This window comes from Providencia rettgeri (assembly GCF_001874625.1).
Lineage (GTDB): Bacteria > Pseudomonadota > Gammaproteobacteria > Enterobacterales > Enterobacteriaceae > Providencia > Providencia huashanensis.
Window position 1 is genome coordinate 4,556,350 of record NZ_CP017671.1, and the last position, 15,386, is coordinate 4,571,735.

The window sequence follows — 15,386 nt, forward strand, 5'->3', positions numbered from 1 at the left end:
GCAATGAAGATCATTATTCTAGGCGCTGGGCAAGTTGGTGGGACTCTTGCTGAAAATTTAGTTGATGAGAACAATGATATTACAGTAGTTGATACAGACGGAGATCGCCTACGTCAGCTACAAGATCAGTTTGATCTGCGTGTCGTTAATGGCCATGGTTCTCATCCTAGAGTCCTTCGTGATGCTGGAGCCGAAGACGCAGACATGCTAGTTGCCGTCACTAACTCTGACGAAACAAATATGATTGCTTGCCAAATTGCATATAGCCTATTTAATACACCTAATAAAATTGCTCGTATTAGGGCAACCGAATATATTCGTGAAGCGGATAAGCTCTTTCTACCTGAACAGATCCCTATTGATTATTTGATATCGCCAGAGCAGTTAGTGATAGATTACATTTATAAATTAATCCAATATCCAGGTGCGCTCCAGGTCGTTAATTTTGCGGAAGGTAAAGTCAGCATTGTGGCAGTAAAAGCCTATTATGGGGGATCACTTGTAGGCAACGCCTTATCCAGTTTACGTGAACACATGCCTCATATCGATACTCGTGTCGTGGCAATATTTCGTCAAGACAGACCAATCCGCCCACAAGGCTCAACTATTATTGAAGCGGGTGATGAGGTATTTTTCGTCGCTTCAACACAACATATCAGAGCAGTCATGAGTGAACTACAAAGACTGGAAAAACCTTATAAACGTTTAATGATTGTTGGCGGTGGTAATGTTGGTGCAGGTTTAGCTAGAAGGCTTGAAAAAGACTACAGTGTAAAATTAATTGAGCGAAACCAACAACGTGCAACAGAACTTGCTGAGTTATTGCATGATACTATCGTTTTTTATGGTGATGCATCTGATCAAGAGTTACTAACGGAAGAACACATTGAACAGATGGATGTATTTATTGCTCTTACAAATGACGATGAAGCTAATATTATGTCTGCCATGCTAGCAAAAAAGATGGGCGCTAAAAAAGCAATGGTACTTATTCAACGCTCAGCTTATGTTGAACTTGTGCAAGGTGGGGTTATTGATATTGCAATTTCACCACAGCAAGCGACAATTTCAGCTTTATTAAGTCATGTGAGAAAAGCCGATATTGTGAATGTTTCATCATTAAGAAGAGGTGTTGCTGAAGCAATCGAAGCAATTGCACACGGCGATGAGAATACATCTAAAGTTGTTGGTAAAAAAATATCAGAGATTAAACTTCCGCCAGGTACAATTATTGGGGCAATAGTTCGCGAAGAAGAAGTAATTATTGCTAGCGATTACCATATTATTGAACAAGGCGACCATGTCATCATGTTTATTACAGATAAAAAACATGTCCCTGATGTTGAAAAACTATTCCAGCCAAGTCCATTCTTTTTATAAAAAATAAAAATGTATAAATATTTGTAGCTTATTAATTCTAGCGACTATAATTTATTAACCTAATACACATTTTGTTTCAATTAAGGTATTTATTAAGGGGTCGTCGAATGAGCTTTTTAAAAGATTTCCGTGAATTTGCCATGAAAGGCAATGTAGTAGATATGGCTGTCGGTATTATTATTGGTGCTGCTTTCGGTAAAATTGTATCTTCTCTAGTTGCTGATGTCATCATGCCTCCACTAGGTTTAATCATCGGAGGTGTTGATTTCAAATCATTTAGTATTGTTCTAAAAGAAGCGCAAGGTGACTTACCAGCCGTAGTACTTAATTATGGGATGTTTTTACAAACTGTATTTGACTTTATTATTGTCGCCTTTGCTATTTTTATGGCAATTAAAGCAATGAATAAAGTTCGCCGTGCAAAAGAAGCTGCTCCAGCTGAGCCTGCACCACCATCAACTGAAGAAGTCTTATTATCAGAAATTCGTGATTTATTAAAAGAACAGAATAAAAAATAACTAAAAGGCCAGTGGTAATAAGTAAATAAACCTATTACCACTGGCCTCCCAGTTACCTGCCTTATTATTTTTCCCTTTTCTTGTATAACTTCCTTTACCTTTTTTATTTTTCTCAACTCTTTGACGAAATAATGGGTCATGAAGTAATGCTACAATTGCATTATCTTTAATCTCACCACGCTTATGTTGATATTTACTCATGATATACCTTCATATAATTAGTGGGTTTTATATCCTTAATAAACTTTAGAAGCACCTTTTTCTAAAATCTCCATAATTGAACAATAGGTTGTTGCATGTTCCTCACCACAACATGCTGAGCTAAGCATCTTCAGTGAATCGCGCATAATAATAAGCTCTTGTATTTTTTTTTCAACTTCTAGTAACCTAACATCAACAATTTGCTTGGATTCTTGGCATGTATGATGTTCCGGATCAACTCTTATTGAAAGTAACTCTGCAATAGCATCCAAAGTAAACCCTAACTGTTTTGCATAGCGAATAAAGCGTAATCGCTGCAAATCCTGTTCTGTAAATAGTCGATAGCCACCTTCAGTTCTTATTTTATGTCCCATCAAACCTTGTTTCTCATAAAAACGGATCGTGTCTGGAGTGACATCAGCTAATTTAGCTATTTCGCCAATCTTATACATACTCATGAACGCTTACCTATAAATAATGGTTAACAACAAAAAATTCAAGAGCACAAAATCTGCTTTGGAAAAGTAAGAATAGCAGGTACAAAAAAACCGGGCAATATACCCGGTTTTCTTGAAAGCGACGACAGATTACTCTGCTGCTGCTTCTTGAGACTCAACAGCACGGTCAACAAGCTCGATGTAAGCCATCGGAGCATTGTCACCTGTGCGGTAGCCACACTTAAGAATACGAGTGTAACCACCTGCACGAGCTGCGAAACGAGGTCCCAGTTCATTAAATAATTTTGCAACGATCTCGTTATCACGAGTACGTGCGAATGCCAGACGACGATTAGCTACGCTGTCGGTCTTGGCAAGAGTAATCAGCGGCTCAACGACGCGACGCAGTTCTTTCGCTTTAGGCAGAGTCGTCTTGATGATCTCATGACGAACTAAAGAACCAGCCATGTTACGGAACATAGCTTGGCGGTGGCTGCTGTTGCGGTTCAATTGACGACCACTCTTACGATGGCGCATGACCTTATCCTTCTCAGTAAAACCTTAACCTGTGATCTTAATCATCAGCAATACTTGCTGGTGGCCAATTTTCTAAGCGCATGCCCAGAGAAAGACCACGAGATGCCAAGACGTCCTTAATTTCAGTAAGAGATTTCTTACCGAGGTTAGGCGTTTTAAGCAACTCAACTTCTGTACGCTGTACCAGATCACCGATGTAGTGGATAGCTTCTGCTTTGAGGCAGTTAGCAGAGCGGACAGTCAATTCCAGATCGTCAACTGGGCGCAGTAAGATAGGATCGAATTCTGGCTTCTCTTCTTTAACTTCCGGTTGACGTACATCACGTAAATCAACGAATGCTTCAAGTTGTTCAGCTAGAATGGTCGCTGCACGGCGAATCGCCTCTTCAGGATCGATTGTACCGTTAGTTTCCATTTCAATAACTAACTTATCCAAGTCCGTACGTTGCTCAACACGAGCTGCTTCAACATTATAGGCAATACGCTCTACTGGGCTGTAGCAAGCATCGACTAACAAACGACCGATTGGGCGCTCATCTTCTTCCGAATGAACTCGGGCAGAAGCCGGCACATAACCACGACCACGCTGTACTTTAATTCGCATATTAATAGATGCGCTTTCGTCAGTCAGGTGGCAGATGATGTGCTGTGGCTTGACGATTTCGACATCACCATCATGGATGATGTCGGCTGCAGTCACAGGGCCAATGCCAGATTTATTCAAGGTTAAAATAACTTCATCTTTCCCCTGAACTTTTACCGCCAGCCCTTTCAGGTTGAGGAGAATCTCCAGGATATCTTCCTGTACACCTTCTTTGGTGCTGTACTCATGCAGTACACCATCAATCTCAACCTCTGTCACCGCACAACCCGGCATAGACGAAAGCAGAATACGGCGCAGTGCGTTACCAAGAGTATGGCCAAAGCCACGCTCTAAAGGCTCAAGGGTCACCTTAGCGTGCGTCGAACTCACTTGCTCGATATCTACCAGGCGCGGTTTTAGAAACTCTGTCACAGAACCCTGCATTGTGTCCTCTCTTTGGTGCTAAGCTTTACTTGGAGTAAAGCTCGACGATCAGGTGTTCGTTAATGTCCGCAGACAAGTCAGTACGTTCAGGAATACGTTTGAACACACCTTCCATTTTAGCAGCATCAACTTCCAGCCAAGTTGGCTTCTCACGCTGTTCAGCCAGCTCTAAAGCAGCCTTAATACGAGACTGTTTTTTAGCTTTCTCACGAACGCTGATAACGTCATTCGGGGAAACCTGATAAGAAGCGATATTAACTACGCGACCATTTACCATGATAGCCTTATGGCTAACCATTTGACGTGCTTCTGCGCGAGTTGCGCCAAAGCCCATACGGTAAACTACGTTATCAAGACGGCCTTCCAGCAAAGTCAGCAGGTTTTCACCTGTGTTGCCTTTCAGACGTGTTGCTTCTTTATAATAGTTACGGAATTGACGCTCCAGAACACCGTAGATACGACGAACTTTTTGTTTTTCACGTAACTGAACACCATAGTCAGACAGACGCGGTTTACGCGCTCCGTGCTGGCCTGGTGCCTGTTCTAATTTACACTTGGTGTCAATCGCGCGAACACCAGACTTCAGAAAGAGGTCTGTTCCTTCGCGACGGCTCAGCTTGAGCTTAGGACCCAAATATCTAGCCATTTTCTTTCTCCAACAGTCCTAAAAAACGATACGTATTAAACGCGACGTTTTTTCGGTGGGCGACAACCGTTATGAGGGATAGGAGTCACATCAGTAATATTAGTGATGCGAAAACCTGCGGCGTTCAGAGCACGAATTGTTGATTCGCGACCCGGACCCGGTCCCTTAACCATAACTTCCAAGTTTTTAATTCCGTATTCTTTCACAGCTTCTGCGCAACGCTCTGCTGCAACCTGAGCTGCAAACGGAGTGGATTTGCGAGAACCACGGAAACCGGAACCACCGGCAGTTGCCCAACCTAATGCGTTACCTTGACGATCAGTAATAGTAACGATTGTGTTGTTGAAAGAAGCATGGATATGAGCCACACCGTCTGAGACTTGTTTTCTTACACGCTTACGTGCACGAATTGGTGCCTTTGCCATTATTCAGTACCCCGACTTATTTCTTGATCGGCTTACGCGGACCCTTGCGGGTACGAGCGTTAGTCTTAGTACGCTGTCCGCGCACAGGAAGACCACGACGATGACGTAAACCACGGTAACAACCAAGGTCCATTAGACGCTTGATGCTCAGGGTAATTTCACGACGTAGGTCACCTTCTACAACATACTTGGCAACTTCGTCACGCAGCTTGTCGATTTGTTCTTCAGACAGTTCACTGATCTTAACATTTTCAGCAATACCAGTTGCTTCACAGATAGCCTGTGAACGTGTTTTGCCGATTCCGAAAATCGATGTTAAAGCGATTACGGTATGTTTATGATCAGGAATGTTAATGCCTGCTATACGGGCCACTATGCACTCCTAAGTTAAAATATACATTACTGTGCTGAAAAGCCCGTTTTCAGGATACTCAAACAATAATGTATCTTAGATAAAAAAGATTGGCTGGCTAATTTAGCCAGCTCAACCCAACTTTGCAAGAAAAAAATGCTTTTTCTTAGCCTTGACGTTGTTTATGTCTTGGCTCAACACTGCAAATTACACGAACGCTACCATTGCGACGGATAACTTTGCAATTACGGCATAATTTCTTGACGGAAGCACGAACTTTCATTTTTACTCTCCGTAACTTCTAAGCAAACCATAATCACACAGAGTGATTATTTACCTTTCAGGTTTGCTTTCTTCAATGCAGACTCATACTGACTTGACATCATCAGAGTTTGCACTTGAGCCATAAAGTCCATGATAACAACAACCACGATTAAGAGGGAAGTACCACCAAAGTAAAAAGGTACTTTCATTGCGTCACGCATGAACTCCGGGATTAGGCAGATGAAGGTAATATATAATGCGCCAACTAATGTCAAGCGAGTCATTACCTTATCAATGTACTTGGCCGTTTGCTCTCCCGGACGAATTCCTGGTACAAATGCACCGGACTTCTTCAGGTTATCTGCTGTTTCTCTTGGGTTGAAAACCAACGCCGTATAGAAGAAACAGAAGAAGATGATCGCAGATGCATAAAGCAACACATATAACGGTTGACCAGGCTGCAAATACATAGAAATAGTCGTCAGCCAGTCCCAGCCAGTTCCATCACCAAACCAAGAAGCTATTGTACCCGGGAATAGTATGATACTGGAAGCAAAAATTGCAGGAATTACACCCGCCATATTCACTTTTAACGGTAAATGTGTACTTTGTGCTGCATAAACACGGCGCCCCTGCTGACGTTTAGCGTAATTAACGACAATACGACGTTGACCACGTTCCATAAACACAACAAAGAAAGTAACCGCGAATACTAATACTGCAACCAACAGCAACAGGAGGAAGTGCAGGTCGCCTTGCCGAGCTTGCTCGATGGTATGGCCAATAGCCGGCGGTAACCCCGCAACAATACCAGCGAAGATAATGATAGAGATACCGTTACCAATACCTCTTTCAGTTATCTGTTCACCTAACCACATTAAGAACATTGTCCCTGTGACTAAGCTAACAACAGCCGTAAAGTAGAATGGAAGACCCGGATCAATAACCAATCCTTGCATCCCTGGCATATTCGGTAGACCCATTGCAATACCAATAGATTGGAATATTGCTAATACCAGAGTACCCCAACGAGTATATTGGCTTATCTTCCGACGACCTGCTTCTCCTTCCTTCTTAATCTCTGCTAATCGTGGATTAACCACAGATAATAATTGGATGATGATCGACGCCGAGATATACGGCATGATCCCCAAAGCAAAGATAGAAGCACGGCTAAGAGCACCACCAGAGAACATGTTAAACATTTCAATGATGGTGCCTTGTTGCTGTTCGAGCAATTTGGCAAGCACAGTGGCATCAATACCAGGGATTGGAATAAAAGAACCAATTCGGAATACAATTAGCGCACCAATTACAAACAAAAGTCTGCGTTTAAGTTCGCCAGTTCCACCCTTGGCACTTTGAAAATCTAATCCTGGTTGTTTAGCCATCTGTCACTTATTCCTCAATTTTACCGCCGGCAGCTTCGATTGCAGCGCGAGCACCTTTAGTAACACGAAGGCCACGTACAGTAACTGCACGGTTCACTTCGCCAGACAGAATAACTTTCGCATATTCAATCTGGATGCCAACAACGTTCGCGGCTTTCAGTGCGTTCAGATCAATAACATCGCCTTCAACAGCAGCAAAATCAGACAGACGAATCTCTGCAGTGATCATTGCTTTACGTGAAGTGAAGCCGAATTTCGGCAGACGACGATATAAAGGCATCTGGCCGCCTTCGAAACCACGACGTACGCCACCGCCAGAACGAGATTTCTGACCTTTGTGACCACGGCCGCCGGTTTTACCCAGACCAGAACCGATACCACGACCTACGCGTTTAGGCGCGTGCTTGGCACCTTCAGCCGGAGACAGAGTATTTAAACGCATCTCTTACTCCTCAACTTTAACCATGTAGGAAACCAAGTTGACCATACCACGTACAGCAGGAGTATCCTCGCGCTCTACTGTATGACCAATGCGACGCAGACCTAAACCGACCAGTGTTGCCTTATGCTTAGGCAGACGACCGATTGAACTGCGAACTTGTGTAATTTTAATAGTCTTAGCCATGGCCGATTACCCCAGAATTTCTTCGACGGATTTTCCACGCTTAGCTGCGACCATTTCTGGAGACTTCATGCTGTCTAAAGCATCCAGTGTTGCACGAACCACGTTGATTGGGTTTGTGGAACCGTAGGTTTTAGCCAGTACGTTGCGAACTCCAGCTACTTCTAAAACAGCACGCATTGCACCGCCGGCAATGATACCGGTACCTTCGTGAGCAGGTTGCATAAACACACGAGAACCAGTGTGTGTACCTTTCACAGGGTGGAACAATGTGCCGTTGTTTAGAGCAACGGTTTTCATACTGCGACGGGCTTTTTCCATCGCTTTCTGGATTGCTGCCGGAACTTCGCGCGCTTTGCCGTAGCCAAAACCAACGCGACCGTTACCATCACCAACTACAGTTAGTGCGGTAAAGCTGAAAATACGGCCACCTTTAACGGTTTTTGCTACGCGGTTTACCGCGATCAGCTTTTCCTGCAGTTCGCCAGCTTGTTTCTCGATGTGAGCCATCTTACACCTCTACCTTAGAACTGAAGGCCAGCTTCACGGGCAGCATCTGCCAGTGCCTGGACTCTACCATGATATTGGAAACCAGAACGGTCAAAAGCAACAACTTTGATGCCTTTTTCCAGTGCGCGTTCTGCAACTAATTTACCAACAATTGCTGCTGCGTCTTTGTTTCCAGTAAACTTAACTTGTTCATTGATAGCTTTTTCTGTAGTAGAAGCTGCAACCAATGTTTCAGAACCGTTCGGTGCGATAACCTGCGCATAAATATGGCGTGGAGTACGATGTACCACCAGGCGAGTCGCACCCAACTCTTGGATCTTACGGCGTGCGCGGGTCGCACGACGGATACGAGCTGCTTTCTTATCCATAGTGTTACCTTACTTCTTCTTAGCCTCTTTGGTACGCACGATTTCATCGGCGTAACGAACACCTTTACCTTTATAAGGTTCAGGACGACGGTAAGCACGCAGTTCTGCTGCAACTTGGCCAATCACTTGCTTATCCGCACCTTTCAGTACGATTTCAGTTTGTGTTGGACATTCAGCAGTAATGCCTGCTGGCAGTGCGTGTTCAACCGGATGCGAGAAACCTAAAGACAAGCTTACAGCATTGCCTTTGATTGCTGCACGGTAACCAACACCGACCAGTTGAAGCTTTTTAGTGAAGCCATCGGTAACACCAACAACCATTGCATTACACAGTGAACGAGTAGTACCCGCTTGTGCCCATGCATCCGCGAAACCTTCGCGTGGTGCGAAAGTCAGCTGATTGTCTTCGTTTTTAACTTCAACTGCATTATGGATAGTACGACTAAGCTCGCCGTTTTTACCCTTAATCGAAATAACCTGACCGTTGAGTTTTACCTCTACGCCGGCAGGAATGACGACGGGTGCTTTTGCCACACGAGACATTCTTTCCTCCCGAATTAAGCTACGTAGCAGAGAATCTCGCCACCAAGACCAGCTTGGCGAGCTGCACGATCAGTCATGACACCTTTAGAGGTAGAAATAACAGCGATACCTAACCCAGCCATAACTTGTGGTAGCTCATCTTTTTTCTTATAGATGCGCAGGCTTGGGCGGCTTACACGCTGAATGCTTTCTACGACAGCCTTACCTTGGAAATAACGTAAAGTCAGTTCCAATTCTGGCTTGATGTCGCCTTCAATTTTAAAATCTTCGATATAACCTTCTTCCTTCAGCACTTTGGCAATTGCCACTTTCAGCTTGGAGGAAGGCATGGTGACCGCAACTTTGTTCGCGGCCTGACCGTTACGGATACGGGTCAGCATATCCGCGATGGGATCTTGCATGCTCATCTGTCTTTACTCCCGTGATTCAAATGGAATTACCAACTTGCCTTTTTAAGGCCCGGGATTTCACCGCGCATTGCGGCTTCACGGACTTTAATACGGCTCAGACCAAACTTCCGCAGGAAACCATGCGGACGCCCTGTTTGACGGCAGCGGTTACGCTGACGAGAAGGACTTGAATCACGTGGCAGTGTTTGCAGCTTGAGAACAGCGTCCCAGCGATCTTCATCGGATGCTTTAACATCAGAGATGATAGCTTTCAATTCTACGCGTTTTGCGAAGAACTTCTCAGCTAATTTAGCACGTTTAACATCACGCGCTTTCATAGATTTCTTAGCCATGAGTACCCTGCCTTACTTGCGGAACGGGAAGTTGAACGCTGCTAACAGTGCGCGACCTTCGTCATCTGATTTCGCAGTAGTGGTGATAGTAATATCTAAACCACGTACGCGATCCACTTTATCGTAATCGATTTCAGGGAAGATGATTTGTTCACGAACACCCATGCTGTAGTTACCGCGACCATCGAAAGACTTAGCGGGCAAGCCACGGAAGTCACGAATACGTGGTACAGCAATAGAAATCAGACGCTCAAGGAACTCCCACATGCGTTCGCCACGCAGGGTTACTTTACAGCCGATTGGATAGCCCTGACGGATTTTGAAGCCTGCAACAGATTTGCGTGCTTTGGTGATCAAAGGTTTTTGACCTGAGATCGCTGTTAAATCAGCTGCTGCGTTATCCAGCAGTTTTTTATCAGCAATCGCTTCACCAACACCCATATTCAGGGTGATCTTCTCGACCCGAGGGACTTGCATGACAGAAGTGTAGTTAAACTCAGTCATGAGTTTATTAACTACTTCGTCTTTATAGTAATCATGCAGTTTCGCCATCGTATACTCCAAAAATTACTTGATAGTTTCACTGTTAGATTTGAAGAAACGGACTTTTTTGCCGTCTTCGAATCTAAAGCCTACACGGTCAGCCTTACCGGTTGCCGCGTTAAAGATTGCAACGTTAGAAACTTGAATAGCCGCTTCTTTTTCAACGATGCCACCTGGTTGGTTCAGAGCCGGTACAGGCTTCTGATGTTTTTTAACCAGATTGATACCTTCAACGATAACTTTACCAGAAGAAATAACCTGCTTTACTTTACCGCGCTTACCTTTGTCTTTCCCAGTTAGCACGATAACTTCGTCATCACGACGGATTTTCGCTGCCATAGTTCGCTCCTTAGAGTACTTCAGGTGCCAGAGAGATAATTTTCATAAACTTCTCGTTACGAAGTTCACGAGTTACCGGCCCAAAAATACGCGTACCGATTACTTGCTCGCTGTTGTTATTTAATAACACACAAGCATTACCATCGAAGCGAATGACAGAACCGTCAGGGCGACGTACACCCTTCTTGGTGCGCACCACTACCGCTTTCAGGACATCACCCTTTTTAACTTTACCGCGTGGAATTGCTTCTTTAACGGTAATTTTAATGATGTCGCCGACATGTGCATAGCGACGGTGCGAGCCACCTAGAACCTTGATACACATTACGCGACGTGCACCGGAGTTGTCGGCCACGTTCAGCATAGTCTGTTCTTGGATCATTTTAGTGCTCCGCTAAATGTCAACTACTACTGAGCCACCTCATTATGAAGAGGCCGTTCAAATATACCCATACTACGAGGGCGCGGCATTATAACACCACATCATCGAGTTGGACAGAAAAAAATAAACGGCTCAATCAAATAAGAGCCGTTTATTCATCAGAAAAGTCTATTCTATTACAGAACAGCTTTTTCTACAACGCGAACTAAGGCCCAAGACTTAGTCTTAGACAGTGGACGAGTTTCGCGGATTTCTACCACGTCACCGATTCCACATTCATTGTTCTCGTCATGTACGTGCAATTTAGTCGTACGACGGATGAATTTACCATACAGAGGGTGTTTCACCATACGCTCGATAGCAACAACAATAGATTTCTCCATTTTATCGCTAACTACACGACCTTGCAGAGTACGGATTTTATCGCTCATTACGCACCTGCCTTCTCAGTCAGTAAAGTCTTCACACGTGCGATATCACGACGCACTTGTTTCAACAGATGAGACTGTTGTAGCTGACCACTTGCAGCCTGCATACGTAAATTAAATTGTTCACGTAACAAGTTCAAAAGTTCAGCATTCAGCTCTTCAACGCTTTTTTCGCGCAGCTCTTGTGCTTTCATTACATCACCGTCTTAGTTACAAAGGTGGTTTTGATAGGCAGTTTCGCTGCTGCCAGAGAGAATGCCTCACGAGCCAGCTCTTCAGGCACACCGTCCATTTCGTATAAAACTTTACCAGGCTGGATTAAGGCAACCCAATATTCTACGTTACCTTTACCTTTACCCATACGAACTTCGAGTGGTTTCTCAGTGATTGGTTTGTCTGGGAACACACGGATCCAGATTTTACCTTGACGCTTAATAGCACGGGTCATAGCACGACGTGCCGCTTCGATCTGACGTGCAGTCAGACGACCACGGCCAACAGCTTTAAGACCGAAAGTGCCGAAGCTAACATCCGTACCTTGCGCTAGACCACGGTTGCGGCCTTTGTGCACCTTACGGAATTTTGTACGCTTTGGTTGTAACATCAGCGACTCTCCTTACTTGCGGCCTTTACGCTGCTGCTTTTTAGGTTGAGCAGCTGGTTTCTCAGCTTGTTCAACAGCAGCCATACCACCCAGAATCTCACCTTTGAAGATCCATACCTTAACGCCGAGAACACCGTAAGTGGTGTGCGCTTCTGAAGTGTTGTAATCGATATCAGCACGTAATGTGTGCAGTGGCACACGGCCTTCACGATACCACTCGGTACGAGCGATTTCAGCACCGCCTAAACGGCCACTGACTTCAACTTTAATACCTTTAGCGCCCAGACGCATTGCGTTCTGTACTGCACGCTTCATAGCACGACGGAACATAACACGACGTTCCAGCTGTGAAGAAATGCTGTCAGCAACTAATTTTGCGTCCAGTTCTGGTTTACGAACTTCGGCGATATTGATTTGCGCAGGAACACCAGCGATATCCGCTACTGTTTTACGCAGTTTTTCAACGTCTTCACCTTTCTTACCGATAACGATACCTGGGCGAGCAGTGTGAATAGTCACACGGATGCTTTTCGCAGGACGTTCGATAACGATGCGAGAGATTGACGCTTTTGCCAATTCTTTATTTAAGTACTGGCGTACTTTAAAATCGCTGTCTAGGTTGTCAGCGAATTCATTGGTATTCGCATACCAAGTAGAGTTCCAAGGTTTGACAATACCCAGGCGAATACCATTAGGATGTACTTTCTGACCCATTGCTAGTCTCCAGAGTCTCAGCGATCGGACACAACCACTGTAATGTGGCTGGTGCGCTTAAGAATACGATCTGCACGGCCTTTCGCACGCGGCATGATGCGTTTCATAGTTGGACCTTCGTCTACGAATATTTTCGCAACTTTCAGGTCATCAATGTCAGCGCCATCGTTTTGCTCTGCGTTAGCAATTGCAGATTCAAGTACTTTCTTCACTAAACCAGCAGCTTTCTTGTTGGTGTAGGTCAGAATTTCCAGAGCTTGCGACACTTTCTTACCGCGAATCAGGTCGGCAACTAAGCGAACCTTCTGGGCAGAAGAACGAGCGTGGCGATGCATAGCTAAAGTTTCCATCTCTTCCTCCTATCCTTAACGTTTCTTAGCTTTCTTATCTGCCGCGTGGCCGCGATAAGTGCGAGTCGGTGCGAATTCACCCAGTTTGTGACCAACCATTTCGTCGGTTACGAAAACTGGAACATGCTGACGACCATTATGGACAGCGATGGTCAATCCGATCATATTAGGAAAGATCGTTGAACGACGGGACCAAGTCTTGAGAGGCTTCTTGTCTCCGCTTTCCACCGCTTTCTCTACCTTCTTCAGCAAGTGCAGGTCAATAAAAGGACCTTTCTTGAGAGAACGTGGCATGGCTTATCCTCTAATTATTTTTTAGAACGATGACGTACGATGAATTGATCAGTACGCTTGTTGCTACGAGTTTTCTTACCTTTGGTTTGAACGCCCCAAGGTGTTACAGGGTGTTTACCAAAGTTACGGCCTTCACCACCACCATGTGGATGGTCTACTGGGTTCATCGCAGTACCGCGAACGGTAGGACGAATACCACGCCAGCGACTAGCACCAGCTTTACCGAGAACACGTAACATATGTTCAGCGTTACCAACTTCACCTAAGGTTGCACGGCAATCAGCTAAAACTTTACGCATTTCACCAGAACGCAGACGTAAGGTGACATAAGCACCATCACGAGCAACGATTTGAGCGTAAGTACCTGCTGAACGCGCTAACTGTCCACCTTTACCTGGTTTCAGTTCGATATTATGAACTGTAGAACCAACAGGGATGTTGCGCATAGGCAGTGCGTTACCAGCTTTGATTGCTGAATCAACACCAGATTGAATCTGGTCGCCAGCTTTCAGGCCTTTTGGTGCAAGAATATAACGACGTTCACCGTCTTTATATAGTACCAGTGCAATGTTCGCAGAACGATTTGGATCATATTCCAAACGCTCAACAACCGCAGGGATACCGTCTTTGTTGCGTTTAAAATCAACTAAACGATAATGCTGCTTATGGCCACCACCGATATGACGGGTAGTGATACGGCCATTGTTGTTACGACCACCGGATTTGCTGTTTTTTTCTAACAGCGGAGCATAAGGTTTTCCCTTATGCAGCTCAGGGTTAACCACTTTAACAACGTGGCGACGGCCCGGAGACGTAGGTTTACATTTAACAACTGCCATTGTTCTTTACTCCTCCGACTTACTCTGCGCCGCTAACGAAGTCCAGATTCTGGCCTTCTTTCAGCGTAACGTAAGCTTTTTTCCAGTCACTGCGGCGACCGGAACGCTGACCGTGGCGTTTAGTTTTGCCTTTAACCAGCAAAGTGTTAACACCTTCAACTTCGACTTCAAACAGTTTCTGTACAGCAGCTTTGATTTCTGCTTTAGTCGCGTCTTTCGCAACTTTGAGAACGATGGTATTGCTTTTTTCCATCGCTGTAGAAGCTTTTTCAGATACATGCGGCGCGCGCAGTACTTTTAGCAGACGTTCTTCACGGATCATGCCAGCATCTCCTCAACTTGCTTCACAGCATCAGCAGTCATAACCACTTTGTCGAAGGCGATCAGGCTTACTGGGTCGATACCAGCTGCATCACGAACGTCAACCTTGTACAGGTTGCGCGCTGCTAAAAACAGATTTTCATCTAATTCAGCAGTGATGATCAGCACATCTTCCAGAGCCATATCTTTCAGTTTCTGTGCCAGCAGCTTAGTTTTAGGCGCTTCTACAGAGAACTTCTCGACAACGATCAGACGATCTTGACGTACCAATTCAGACAGGATGCTTTTTAAAGCACCACGGTACATCTTCTTATTAACTTTTTGACTGTGGTCCTGTGGTTTAGCTGCAAAGCTAACACCACCAGAGCGCCAAATCGGGCTCTTTACTGAACCAGCACGTGCACGACCAGTGCCTTTTTGACGCCATGGTTTTTTACCTGAACCAGAAACTTCAGCACGAGTTTTCTGAGCACGAGTACCTTGACGAGCACCAGCTGCATATGCAACAACTACTTGGTGAACAAGCGCTTCATTGAAATCACGCCCGAAGGTAGTTTCGGAAACAGTCAGCGCGCTTTGCGCGTCTTTCATTACCAATTCCATTCCTAT

At 44.9% G+C, this 15,386-nt stretch carries 30 protein-coding genes; 2 read left to right on the plus strand and 28 right to left on the minus strand.

Going from position 1 to position 15,386, the window contains the following annotated elements; genetic code table 11:
• The first annotated feature begins 3 nt into the window (after positions 1 to 3).
• Complete coding sequence (gene trkA / locus RB151_RS21095; RefSeq protein ID WP_042847541.1) at positions 4 to 1,380, plus strand: Trk system potassium transporter TrkA; 1,377 nt, start codon at positions 4 to 6, stop codon at positions 1,378 to 1,380.
• A 107-nt stretch (positions 1,381 to 1,487) separates the two neighbouring features.
• Positions 1,488 to 1,898, plus strand: coding sequence for a large-conductance mechanosensitive channel protein MscL (mscL, locus tag RB151_RS21100; RefSeq protein ID WP_042847544.1), 411 nt, complete (start codon positions 1,488 to 1,490; stop codon positions 1,896 to 1,898).
• Here mscL and RB151_RS21105 read toward each other — a convergent pair whose 3' ends face one another.
• The 28 genes from RB151_RS21105 to rplD all read right to left on the minus strand — a co-directional run bounded on the left by RB151_RS21105 (position 1,899) and on the right by rplD (position 15,380).
• On the minus strand, positions 1,899 to 2,099 hold the full coding sequence (locus tag RB151_RS21105; protein WP_042847548.1) for an alternative ribosome-rescue factor A: 201 nt from the start codon (positions 2,097 to 2,099) through the stop codon (positions 1,899 to 1,901). It lies immediately after the preceding gene.
• A 35-nt stretch (positions 2,100 to 2,134) separates the two neighbouring features.
• Positions 2,135 to 2,551: a Zn(2+)-responsive transcriptional regulator gene (zntR, locus tag RB151_RS21110; RefSeq protein ID WP_042847794.1), complete on the minus strand. Its 417-nt coding sequence runs from the start codon at positions 2,549 to 2,551 to the stop codon at positions 2,135 to 2,137.
• 135 nt (positions 2,552 to 2,686) lie between these two features.
• Positions 2,687 to 3,073 carry a 50S ribosomal protein L17 gene (rplQ, locus tag RB151_RS21115; protein WP_004907152.1) on the minus strand — a complete coding sequence of 129 codons (387 nt, stop codon included), beginning with the start codon at positions 3,071 to 3,073 and terminating at the stop codon, positions 2,687 to 2,689.
• Positions 3,074 to 3,110: 37 nt separating this feature from the next.
• Positions 3,111 to 4,100 (minus strand): DNA-directed RNA polymerase subunit alpha, encoded by a 990-nt coding sequence (locus RB151_RS21120; RefSeq protein WP_004265491.1) that lies wholly within the window; start codon positions 4,098 to 4,100, stop codon positions 3,111 to 3,113.
• Positions 4,101 to 4,125: 25 nt separating this feature from the next.
• Complete coding sequence (rpsD, locus tag RB151_RS21125; protein ID WP_004265487.1) at positions 4,126 to 4,746, minus strand: 30S ribosomal protein S4; 621 nt, start codon at positions 4,744 to 4,746, stop codon at positions 4,126 to 4,128.
• Between the two features lie 35 nt (positions 4,747 to 4,781).
• Positions 4,782 to 5,171 (minus strand): 30S ribosomal protein S11, encoded by a 390-nt coding sequence (gene rpsK, locus RB151_RS21130; protein ID WP_002919257.1) that lies wholly within the window; start codon positions 5,169 to 5,171, stop codon positions 4,782 to 4,784.
• Positions 5,172 to 5,187: 16 nt separating this feature from the next.
• Positions 5,188 to 5,544, minus strand: coding sequence for a 30S ribosomal protein S13 (rpsM, locus tag RB151_RS21135; RefSeq protein ID WP_004907144.1), 357 nt, complete (start codon positions 5,542 to 5,544; stop codon positions 5,188 to 5,190).
• 145 nt (positions 5,545 to 5,689) lie between these two features.
• Positions 5,690 to 5,806 carry a 50S ribosomal protein L36 gene (gene rpmJ, locus RB151_RS21140; protein WP_071548716.1) on the minus strand — a complete coding sequence of 39 codons (117 nt, stop codon included), beginning with the start codon at positions 5,804 to 5,806 and terminating at the stop codon, positions 5,690 to 5,692.
• A gap of 46 nt (positions 5,807 to 5,852) precedes the next feature.
• Complete coding sequence (gene secY, locus RB151_RS21145) at positions 5,853 to 7,178, minus strand: preprotein translocase subunit SecY (RefSeq protein ID WP_042847554.1); 1,326 nt, start codon at positions 7,176 to 7,178, stop codon at positions 5,853 to 5,855.
• Positions 7,179 to 7,185: 7 nt separating this feature from the next.
• Positions 7,186 to 7,620 (minus strand): 50S ribosomal protein L15, encoded by a 435-nt coding sequence (gene rplO / locus RB151_RS21150; protein ID WP_004265478.1) that lies wholly within the window; start codon positions 7,618 to 7,620, stop codon positions 7,186 to 7,188.
• 3 nt (positions 7,621 to 7,623) lie between these two features.
• Positions 7,624 to 7,803, minus strand: coding sequence for a 50S ribosomal protein L30 (gene rpmD, locus RB151_RS21155; RefSeq protein ID WP_004265475.1), 180 nt, complete (start codon positions 7,801 to 7,803; stop codon positions 7,624 to 7,626).
• Positions 7,804 to 7,809: 6 nt separating this feature from the next.
• The gene (rpsE, locus tag RB151_RS21160) at positions 7,810 to 8,310 is read right to left on the minus strand and encodes a 30S ribosomal protein S5 (protein ID WP_004265471.1); all 501 of its coding nucleotides are present in this window, start codon (positions 8,308 to 8,310) and stop codon (positions 7,810 to 7,812) included.
• Positions 8,311 to 8,324: 14 nt separating this feature from the next.
• On the minus strand, positions 8,325 to 8,678 hold the full coding sequence (rplR, locus tag RB151_RS21165; protein ID WP_042847557.1) for a 50S ribosomal protein L18: 354 nt from the start codon (positions 8,676 to 8,678) through the stop codon (positions 8,325 to 8,327).
• A gap of 9 nt (positions 8,679 to 8,687) precedes the next feature.
• Positions 8,688 to 9,221 carry a 50S ribosomal protein L6 gene (rplF, locus tag RB151_RS21170; RefSeq protein WP_042847560.1) on the minus strand — a complete coding sequence of 178 codons (534 nt, stop codon included), beginning with the start codon at positions 9,219 to 9,221 and terminating at the stop codon, positions 8,688 to 8,690.
• A 14-nt stretch (positions 9,222 to 9,235) separates the two neighbouring features.
• Positions 9,236 to 9,628 carry a 30S ribosomal protein S8 gene (gene rpsH, locus RB151_RS21175; protein ID WP_042847562.1) on the minus strand — a complete coding sequence of 131 codons (393 nt, stop codon included), beginning with the start codon at positions 9,626 to 9,628 and terminating at the stop codon, positions 9,236 to 9,238.
• Between the two features lie 29 nt (positions 9,629 to 9,657).
• Positions 9,658 to 9,963 carry a 30S ribosomal protein S14 gene (rpsN, locus tag RB151_RS21180; RefSeq protein WP_004265458.1) on the minus strand — a complete coding sequence of 102 codons (306 nt, stop codon included), beginning with the start codon at positions 9,961 to 9,963 and terminating at the stop codon, positions 9,658 to 9,660.
• A gap of 12 nt (positions 9,964 to 9,975) precedes the next feature.
• On the minus strand, positions 9,976 to 10,515 hold the full coding sequence (gene rplE, locus RB151_RS21185) for a 50S ribosomal protein L5 (RefSeq protein ID WP_006816328.1): 540 nt from the start codon (positions 10,513 to 10,515) through the stop codon (positions 9,976 to 9,978).
• Positions 10,516 to 10,530: 15 nt separating this feature from the next.
• Positions 10,531 to 10,845 (minus strand): 50S ribosomal protein L24, encoded by a 315-nt coding sequence (gene rplX / locus RB151_RS21190; protein WP_042847564.1) that lies wholly within the window; start codon positions 10,843 to 10,845, stop codon positions 10,531 to 10,533.
• Between the two features lie 10 nt (positions 10,846 to 10,855).
• On the minus strand, positions 10,856 to 11,227 hold the full coding sequence (gene rplN / locus RB151_RS21195; protein WP_004265449.1) for a 50S ribosomal protein L14: 372 nt from the start codon (positions 11,225 to 11,227) through the stop codon (positions 10,856 to 10,858).
• 176 nt (positions 11,228 to 11,403) lie between these two features.
• On the minus strand, positions 11,404 to 11,658 hold the full coding sequence (gene rpsQ, locus RB151_RS21200; RefSeq protein ID WP_042847566.1) for a 30S ribosomal protein S17: 255 nt from the start codon (positions 11,656 to 11,658) through the stop codon (positions 11,404 to 11,406).
• Positions 11,658 to 11,849 (minus strand): 50S ribosomal protein L29, encoded by a 192-nt coding sequence (gene rpmC / locus RB151_RS21205; RefSeq protein WP_004265442.1) that lies wholly within the window; start codon positions 11,847 to 11,849, stop codon positions 11,658 to 11,660. Before rpmC ends, rpsQ begins: the two co-directional genes overlap by 1 nt.
• Positions 11,849 to 12,259, minus strand: coding sequence for a 50S ribosomal protein L16 (gene rplP, locus RB151_RS21210; protein WP_004265436.1), 411 nt, complete (start codon positions 12,257 to 12,259; stop codon positions 11,849 to 11,851). The genes rpmC and rplP overlap by 1 nt, the downstream gene beginning before the upstream one ends.
• Positions 12,260 to 12,271: 12 nt before the next feature.
• Complete coding sequence (gene rpsC / locus RB151_RS21215) at positions 12,272 to 12,973, minus strand: 30S ribosomal protein S3 (protein WP_004907131.1); 702 nt, start codon at positions 12,971 to 12,973, stop codon at positions 12,272 to 12,274.
• 17 nt (positions 12,974 to 12,990) lie between these two features.
• A complete protein-coding gene (gene rplV, locus RB151_RS21220) occupies positions 12,991 to 13,323 on the minus strand; it encodes a 50S ribosomal protein L22 (protein ID WP_004265430.1) in 333 nt (110 codons plus the stop codon).
• Positions 13,324 to 13,338: 15 nt separating this feature from the next.
• The gene (gene rpsS / locus RB151_RS21225) at positions 13,339 to 13,617 is read right to left on the minus strand and encodes a 30S ribosomal protein S19 (protein WP_004265426.1); all 279 of its coding nucleotides are present in this window, start codon (positions 13,615 to 13,617) and stop codon (positions 13,339 to 13,341) included.
• Positions 13,618 to 13,631: 14 nt separating this feature from the next.
• Entirely contained in the window at positions 13,632 to 14,456 is an 825-nt protein-coding gene (rplB, locus tag RB151_RS21230; protein ID WP_006657016.1) for a 50S ribosomal protein L2, read from the minus strand.
• A gap of 19 nt (positions 14,457 to 14,475) precedes the next feature.
• Complete coding sequence (gene rplW / locus RB151_RS21235) at positions 14,476 to 14,778, minus strand: 50S ribosomal protein L23 (protein WP_042847569.1); 303 nt, start codon at positions 14,776 to 14,778, stop codon at positions 14,476 to 14,478.
• Positions 14,775 to 15,380 (minus strand): 50S ribosomal protein L4, encoded by a 606-nt coding sequence (gene rplD / locus RB151_RS21240; RefSeq protein ID WP_042847571.1) that lies wholly within the window; start codon positions 15,378 to 15,380, stop codon positions 14,775 to 14,777. Before rplD ends, rplW begins: the two co-directional genes overlap by 4 nt.
• Between the last annotated feature and the right edge of the window lie 6 nt (positions 15,381 to 15,386).

Excerpts from the sequence above, each read along its gene's own strand:
- trkA (WP_042847541.1), top strand. The coding sequence starts at position 4 with ATGAAGATCATTATTCTAGGCGCTGGGCAAGTTGGTGGGACTCTTGCT.
- mscL (WP_042847544.1), top strand. The coding sequence starts at position 1,488 with ATGAGCTTTTTAAAAGATTTCCGTGAATTTGCCATGAAAGGCAATGTA.
- RB151_RS21105 (WP_042847548.1), bottom strand. The coding sequence starts at position 2,099 with ATGAGTAAATATCAACATAAGCGTGGTGAGATTAAAGATAATGCAATT.
- zntR (WP_042847794.1), bottom strand. The coding sequence starts at position 2,551 with ATGTATAAGATTGGCGAAATAGCTAAATTAGCTGATGTCACTCCAGAC.
- rplQ (WP_004907152.1), bottom strand. The coding sequence starts at position 3,073 with ATGCGCCATCGTAAGAGTGGTCGTCAATTGAACCGCAACAGCAGCCAC.
- RB151_RS21120 (WP_004265491.1), bottom strand. The coding sequence starts at position 4,100 with ATGCAGGGTTCTGTGACAGAGTTTCTAAAACCGCGCCTGGTAGATATC.
- rpsD (WP_004265487.1), bottom strand. The coding sequence starts at position 4,746 with ATGGCTAGATATTTGGGTCCTAAGCTCAAGCTGAGCCGTCGCGAAGGA.
- rpsK (WP_002919257.1), bottom strand. The coding sequence starts at position 5,171 with ATGGCAAAGGCACCAATTCGTGCACGTAAGCGTGTAAGAAAACAAGTC.
- rpmJ (WP_071548716.1), bottom strand. The coding sequence starts at position 5,806 with ATGAAAGTTCGTGCTTCCGTCAAGAAATTATGCCGTAATTGCAAAGTT.
- secY (WP_042847554.1), bottom strand. The coding sequence starts at position 7,178 with ATGGCTAAACAACCAGGATTAGATTTTCAAAGTGCCAAGGGTGGAACT.
- rplO (WP_004265478.1), bottom strand. The coding sequence starts at position 7,620 with ATGCGTTTAAATACTCTGTCTCCGGCTGAAGGTGCCAAGCACGCGCCT.
- rpmD (WP_004265475.1), bottom strand. The coding sequence starts at position 7,803 with ATGGCTAAGACTATTAAAATTACACAAGTTCGCAGTTCAATCGGTCGT.
- rpsE (WP_004265471.1), bottom strand. The coding sequence starts at position 8,310 with ATGGCTCACATCGAGAAACAAGCTGGCGAACTGCAGGAAAAGCTGATC.
- rplR (WP_042847557.1), bottom strand. The coding sequence starts at position 8,678 with ATGGATAAGAAAGCAGCTCGTATCCGTCGTGCGACCCGCGCACGCCGT.
- rplF (WP_042847560.1), bottom strand. The coding sequence starts at position 9,221 with ATGTCTCGTGTGGCAAAAGCACCCGTCGTCATTCCTGCCGGCGTAGAG.
- rpsH (WP_042847562.1), bottom strand. The coding sequence starts at position 9,628 with ATGAGCATGCAAGATCCCATCGCGGATATGCTGACCCGTATCCGTAAC.
- rpsN (WP_004265458.1), bottom strand. The coding sequence starts at position 9,963 with ATGGCTAAGAAATCTATGAAAGCGCGTGATGTTAAACGTGCTAAATTA.
- rplE (WP_006816328.1), bottom strand. The coding sequence starts at position 10,515 with ATGGCGAAACTGCATGATTACTATAAAGACGAAGTAGTTAATAAACTC.
- rplX (WP_042847564.1), bottom strand. The coding sequence starts at position 10,845 with ATGGCAGCGAAAATCCGTCGTGATGACGAAGTTATCGTGCTAACTGGG.
- rplN (WP_004265449.1), bottom strand. The coding sequence starts at position 11,227 with ATGATCCAAGAACAGACTATGCTGAACGTGGCCGACAACTCCGGTGCA.
- rpsQ (WP_042847566.1), bottom strand. The coding sequence starts at position 11,658 with ATGAGCGATAAAATCCGTACTCTGCAAGGTCGTGTAGTTAGCGATAAA.
- rpmC (WP_004265442.1), bottom strand. The coding sequence starts at position 11,849 with ATGAAAGCACAAGAGCTGCGCGAAAAAAGCGTTGAAGAGCTGAATGCT.
- rplP (WP_004265436.1), bottom strand. The coding sequence starts at position 12,259 with ATGTTACAACCAAAGCGTACAAAATTCCGTAAGGTGCACAAAGGCCGC.
- rpsC (WP_004907131.1), bottom strand. The coding sequence starts at position 12,973 with ATGGGTCAGAAAGTACATCCTAATGGTATTCGCCTGGGTATTGTCAAA.
- rplV (WP_004265430.1), bottom strand. The coding sequence starts at position 13,323 with ATGGAAACTTTAGCTATGCATCGCCACGCTCGTTCTTCTGCCCAGAAG.
- rpsS (WP_004265426.1), bottom strand. The coding sequence starts at position 13,617 with ATGCCACGTTCTCTCAAGAAAGGTCCTTTTATTGACCTGCACTTGCTG.
- rplB (WP_006657016.1), bottom strand. The coding sequence starts at position 14,456 with ATGGCAGTTGTTAAATGTAAACCTACGTCTCCGGGCCGTCGCCACGTT.
- rplW (WP_042847569.1), bottom strand. The coding sequence starts at position 14,778 with ATGATCCGTGAAGAACGTCTGCTAAAAGTACTGCGCGCGCCGCATGTA.
- rplD (WP_042847571.1), bottom strand. The coding sequence starts at position 15,380 with ATGGAATTGGTAATGAAAGACGCGCAAAGCGCGCTGACTGTTTCCGAA.